This is a genomic window from Bacteroidota bacterium, from assembly GCA_018816945.1.
In the GTDB taxonomy this organism is placed as follows: Bacteria; Bacteroidota; Bacteroidia; order Bacteroidales.
The window spans coordinates 1-4,695 of record JAHIVC010000048.1; the positions used below are offsets into that span (position 1 = coordinate 1).

A 4,695-nucleotide genomic window follows, 5' to 3' on the forward strand; every position below is an offset into this window, starting at 1 on the left:
CCCAGTCTTGGGAATTCTCAACTGACACAATTCCCGGTGCAAAAATTTCAGGTATTATTCCCGGCGGTTTTTGTCCAAGGTATGGCCCGTTAAGCTTTGGAAAATCTGTTTGTTGTGCGCTTACTGTTATTGCTGCAATAACCAGAAAGCATAATGTAAAAAGTTGGTTTTTCATGTTATTATCTTTTAATTTAAACGCTTATTTGTCATTTTTTAATGCTTCTTTACGGAGGTCTTCTATGAATTTTGCATCAATCCAATAAAACTTTTTTTCACCCGTTTCCAAATTTCTTCTCGAAAAGAATAGATACTTTCCGTCTGTTGATATGCGCGCGCAGTAGTCTGAATTTTCGGTATTAATCTCCGCACCCATATTTACTGCTTTCATCCATTTGTCGTTTTCAAAATCTCTAAAACTGATGTAGAGATCGTTACCGCCTAAACCTCCTGGTCTGTTCGAATGGAATATTAAAAAACTTTCATCCGGGGCAACAAACGGATCGATATCAACGTATTCAGAATTAATTTCATCCCCTAACTTTTCTGGCTCCTCGTAGTGTCCATCTTCGTATTTGGCTACACAAATATTAGGTCCGAATCTACCGAAGAAATAAAGGTTGCCATTTTGTGCGATTGAAGGGTGTATTTCATTGCTATCCGAATTCACCGGTTCTCCCAGCCATTTGGCTTCGCTCCATGAATCATTTTTTCTTTCAACATACCAAATATCGGCGTCTGACTTTTCAACACCGTTTTTTTCTATCGGTCTATTGGAAGTAAAATATAGTCGCTGTCCGTTTGGTGCTGCAGTTAAATCCCAATCACGGTACTTTCCTGAAAACGGTGCGATTGTATCTTGAGTCCATACATCATATAATAATTTTCTATCTCGAATTCGAATTGTACCTTGTTCCCATTGTGAGTAATAAAATTCTGTCCCTTCATCCAGCATATTCAACCCTAGTGCAAGTCCTGTTGAATGCGGGATTACTCCGGGTGCAAATATTTCCGGTTTCATCCCGGGTGGTTTCTGGCCGAGATATGAGCCGGTCAGTTTTGGGAAATCTTTTTCTTGTGCGATTGCGGTAATTGTCACAATAACTAAAAAGCATAATGCAGATAGTTGTTTTTTCATTTTATTCACTTTAGAAAAGTTTATTTATAATCTTTTATAGCTTCATTGTAGAGGTTTTCGATGATTTTTGCAGAAACCCAATAAATATCTCTTTCATCAGCAGAGTTACCTCTACCGAAGAAAAGGTATTTACCATCGGGAGATAATGATGCTATCCCGTCTGTCTTATCAAATCCATGCTCAGTAAGGTCAATCGGTTCGCCCCATTTACCATTACTGTTTTTAAAGGAAACGAATAAATAGCTTCCTCCTTTAACATCAAATATGATATAACTTTCATCGAGGGCAATACACGGATGTGCTATTCTTTGATATGTTGGACGCAATTTTTCAATACCATCCAAAAGCCTTTCATATTTAACAAAGCTGCCGTTTATCAATGTAACCTTGCTTAAATATCCTTTTCCTGACTCACTATCATCCGTTATATAAAGTTTCCCATCCCATGTAGAGCTAACTTGAGTACCCTGACCAACATATTTAGGTTCGGACCATGAATCGCCTTCTTTTTCGATCATCCAAGTATGGGCAGGTTTTTTTTCATTATTTCCAGGCTTCGGCCTTTTGCTTCCCCAAAACAGTTTCATTCCATCTGCTGTAATATGCGGTTCGACATCAAGGTAATCAGAATCGAACGGCGCTCGTACGGGATTCCCCCATTCTTTACCATCAAACCTGCAATACATTATTGTACCACCACGCGTAAAATAGAATTCTTTCCCGTCAGGAGAAAATGTACATGCCCAGTCTTGGGAATTCTCAACTGACACAATTCCCGGTGCAAAAATTTCAGGTATTATTCCCGGCGGTTTTTGTCCAAGGTATGGCCCGTTAAGCTTTGGAAAATCTGTTTGTTGTGCGTTGATGGTTATTGCCGCCATCAGCAGCAAACAACCGATTAAGATTCGTTTTTTCATTTTGATTTCTCCTTAATATATTTATTTATCGTCCTTTAATGCTTCTTTGCTGACAAATTCTATTATATACTAATACAGATCAATACCACATACTTTGGCATCACAACTAATAAATAACCGCAATTTATTATTTCAATCTATATTTCGCAGTGATGTAACAAGTTCTGAACTAACCCAATAAGTCATTCTGTTTGCATAGTCAAAGAAAAATATATATTTCCCATCTGGTGAAAGCATGGGACAATAATCATATTTTTCGGAATTAATTACTTCGATTAGGTTAATTGGAACATACCATATATCATCTTTATTTTGGAAAGATAAATAGACTTCATTTCCACTAAAACGTCAAGGAATATTTGCTTGAAATAAGTAGTGACTTTCATCTGGAAAGAAACAAGGATGAGCTATTCTTCTATTTATTGGATGCAGTTTTTCAGTCCTGTCTATAAGTCATTAGGATTTAATAAATTGTCCGAATGTTAAATTTGCATTTTATAAATATCCTAGTCTTGTTTCAATATTATCAGTCGTTAAGATTTTCCTCAGGTATAGAATTAACCACACTGTTAAACACCCTCCAACCATCTTTGGTTTTAATTAATGAATCGTAGAAATAATTCTCACTGACCTTGCCATCTGGATAAACCATCTTTAGCTTTCCTTTTACCCATGCTGTATTTTTATTGATTGGATATACTGTAATATCGTATGTTTCGGCATAGAATCTTTCATCTTCAGGTAATAATTTATCCCCCATTATAACATTGTGGAATGCTTCCCATCCGATTTTTGAATTATTATTATGGGTATTCCCAATCATTTTATGAATAAGGAAATAGGTATCCCATAAATCAACTTTTTTGTCATCAATAATCCCATCGAGTTCTTTATATTTTGCCAATAATTCCGAAGTAATAACATCAGGATTGTATTCAGATTTGTTTGTTGTGCATGATTGGACAATTAAAACAACAACTAAGAGCATAATAAAATAATACACATTTTTTTTCATAATTTTTTTAATTTTAATTAGTTTTTAATATTTTTTGTTCAAGAATGTTATGCTTGCTATGATTAAGTGTTTCTATATAAAATTTTATTTTTCGATACTATTAACGACACTATTAAATACCCTCCAACCATCTATGGTTTTAATTAATGAATCGTAGAAAATATAATTATTGATCTTACCTTCGGGAAAAGTTAATTTAATTTTTCCTTTTACCCAGGCCGTATTTTTATTGATTGGATGAACTGTAATATCAGATAGCTCAAAAACAAATCGTTCATTACTTGGTAAGGACTTATCTTTGATTAATGCCTGATGAACAGTTTCCCATCCACAATTAGTAATGTTATCATAAGTATTTCCAACATTGGGGTGATTTAAGAAATAGGTGTCCCATAAATCAATTTTAGAATCATCGACAACCCCACTAAGTTCGTTATATTTTGCCAATATTTCCTTAGTAATGACATCAGGATTGTATTCAGATTTGTTTGTTGTACATGATTGGACAATTAAAACAACAGCAAAGAACATAATAAAAGAACATACTTTTTTTTTCATGATATTTTGAATTTAAATTGGTCACTTATATTTAGTTAAATAATCTTTATCACTTTTACTTACCCTTCAAATACATAGCGGTGGTTACAGTAAGCATCTCCTTCCATAAGTGTTTTGTCACGGATTAGCTTTATTTTAGTGTTATACCCATCCTGCCAGTAATGGTCACCATAGCAATGATATGCATAACCCAAATCTCCAACTCCCTGTTTGATAAACTCCTCAGCAATAACACATTCGGAAACTTTTAATTCTAGTGCAGTATCTGAATTCTCAATTGTTTCGGCAATGATGAGAGATTCGGTATAACTTCCGGGTCCAAGAAAACGTTTTTTAAATGTTTCAAAATCATTCGTTCCGTTATTTTTCTTATATCTTTCACCATTACTCTTTGCTCTTTTATAAGCTATATCTTTCAATATCTTAATTACTTTATCTTTCCCGAATACCTCGACTAAAGGATTAATAAGATTGATTTCTTTTCTTCCACTAGATGCAAAGATTTGTCTGATGGTACTTGTTACTCTTTTATCAAATAAGTGTTGTGATTGCATCGCATCTTGCAGCATAGTTTCACCTTGAGTGGCTTCACTTATTTCGGTGGGTATTGCCCCTTTTAATTGGCTTAATGCGAGTACAGACAATGCACACGCTGGGATAGATTTGGTGATAAATTGCCTGCGACTTGATTGGTTTTTTTTTCTATTTTCCATAAAGTTTGTTTTTTTATTTAATTAATTCACCTAAAAATCATCTCAATAAAAACCGAACAATTGCATTCAGGTCTTTTTCAAGATGGTCATAGAATATTTGGAGGAAATTTAAAATTTATAAATCAATCAGAGGTATCAAAAGATAATACCGTACCTTAAAATGTAGAAATTGTACAGAAGATAAGGATCCGCAACCCTGTTATTTTTTCTTGGTAAAGTAACCGCTGGGTGTCATCCCTGTATATTTTTTAAAAGCCTTATTAAAAGTAGACTTTGAGTTAAAACCAACTTTATATGCAATCTCAATAATGACTTCATCCCCATTCGATTCGTCAATTAATTTCTTTGCTTTTTCAA

General features: G+C 34.2%; 6 protein-coding genes. All 6 read right to left on the reverse strand.

All coding sequences use genetic code 11. The features are described 5' to 3' along the window. Positions 1-199: 199 nt before the first annotated feature. Positions 200-1,135 carry a hypothetical protein gene (locus KKG99_07425; protein ID MBU1012819.1) on the reverse strand — a complete coding sequence of 312 codons (936 nt, stop codon included), beginning with the start codon at positions 1,133-1,135 and terminating at the stop codon, positions 200-202. 20 nt (positions 1,136-1,155) lie between these two features. Continuing rightward, positions 1,156-2,052, reverse strand: coding sequence for a hypothetical protein (locus KKG99_07430; protein MBU1012820.1), 897 nt, complete (start codon positions 2,050-2,052; stop codon positions 1,156-1,158). 526 nt (positions 2,053-2,578) lie between these two features. Next, the gene (locus KKG99_07435; GenBank protein MBU1012821.1) at positions 2,579-3,067 is read right to left on the reverse strand and encodes a hypothetical protein; all 489 of its coding nucleotides are present in this window, start codon (positions 3,065-3,067) and stop codon (positions 2,579-2,581) included. Positions 3,068-3,151: 84 nt separating this feature from the next. Then, the gene (locus KKG99_07440) at positions 3,152-3,625 is read right to left on the reverse strand and encodes a hypothetical protein (protein ID MBU1012822.1); all 474 of its coding nucleotides are present in this window, start codon (positions 3,623-3,625) and stop codon (positions 3,152-3,154) included. Positions 3,626-3,684: 59 nt separating this feature from the next. Then, positions 3,685-4,338: an L-2-amino-thiazoline-4-carboxylic acid hydrolase gene (locus KKG99_07445; GenBank protein MBU1012823.1), complete on the reverse strand. Its 654-nt coding sequence runs from the start codon at positions 4,336-4,338 to the stop codon at positions 3,685-3,687. Positions 4,339-4,537: 199 nt separating this feature from the next. Next, positions 4,538-4,695 (reverse strand): helix-turn-helix domain-containing protein (locus KKG99_07450; protein ID MBU1012824.1); only part of this gene is annotated, 158 nt, incomplete at its 5' end.

Excerpts from the sequence above, each read along its gene's own strand:
- KKG99_07425 (MBU1012819.1), bottom strand. The coding sequence starts at position 1,135 with ATGAAAAAACAACTATCTGCATTATGCTTTTTAGTTATTGTGACAATT.
- KKG99_07430 (MBU1012820.1), bottom strand. The coding sequence starts at position 2,052 with ATGAAAAAACGAATCTTAATCGGTTGTTTGCTGCTGATGGCGGCAATA.
- KKG99_07435 (MBU1012821.1), bottom strand. The coding sequence starts at position 3,067 with ATGAAAAAAAATGTGTATTATTTTATTATGCTCTTAGTTGTTGTTTTA.
- KKG99_07440 (MBU1012822.1), bottom strand. The coding sequence starts at position 3,625 with ATGAAAAAAAAAGTATGTTCTTTTATTATGTTCTTTGCTGTTGTTTTA.
- KKG99_07445 (MBU1012823.1), bottom strand. The coding sequence starts at position 4,338 with ATGGAAAATAGAAAAAAAAACCAATCAAGTCGCAGGCAATTTATCACC.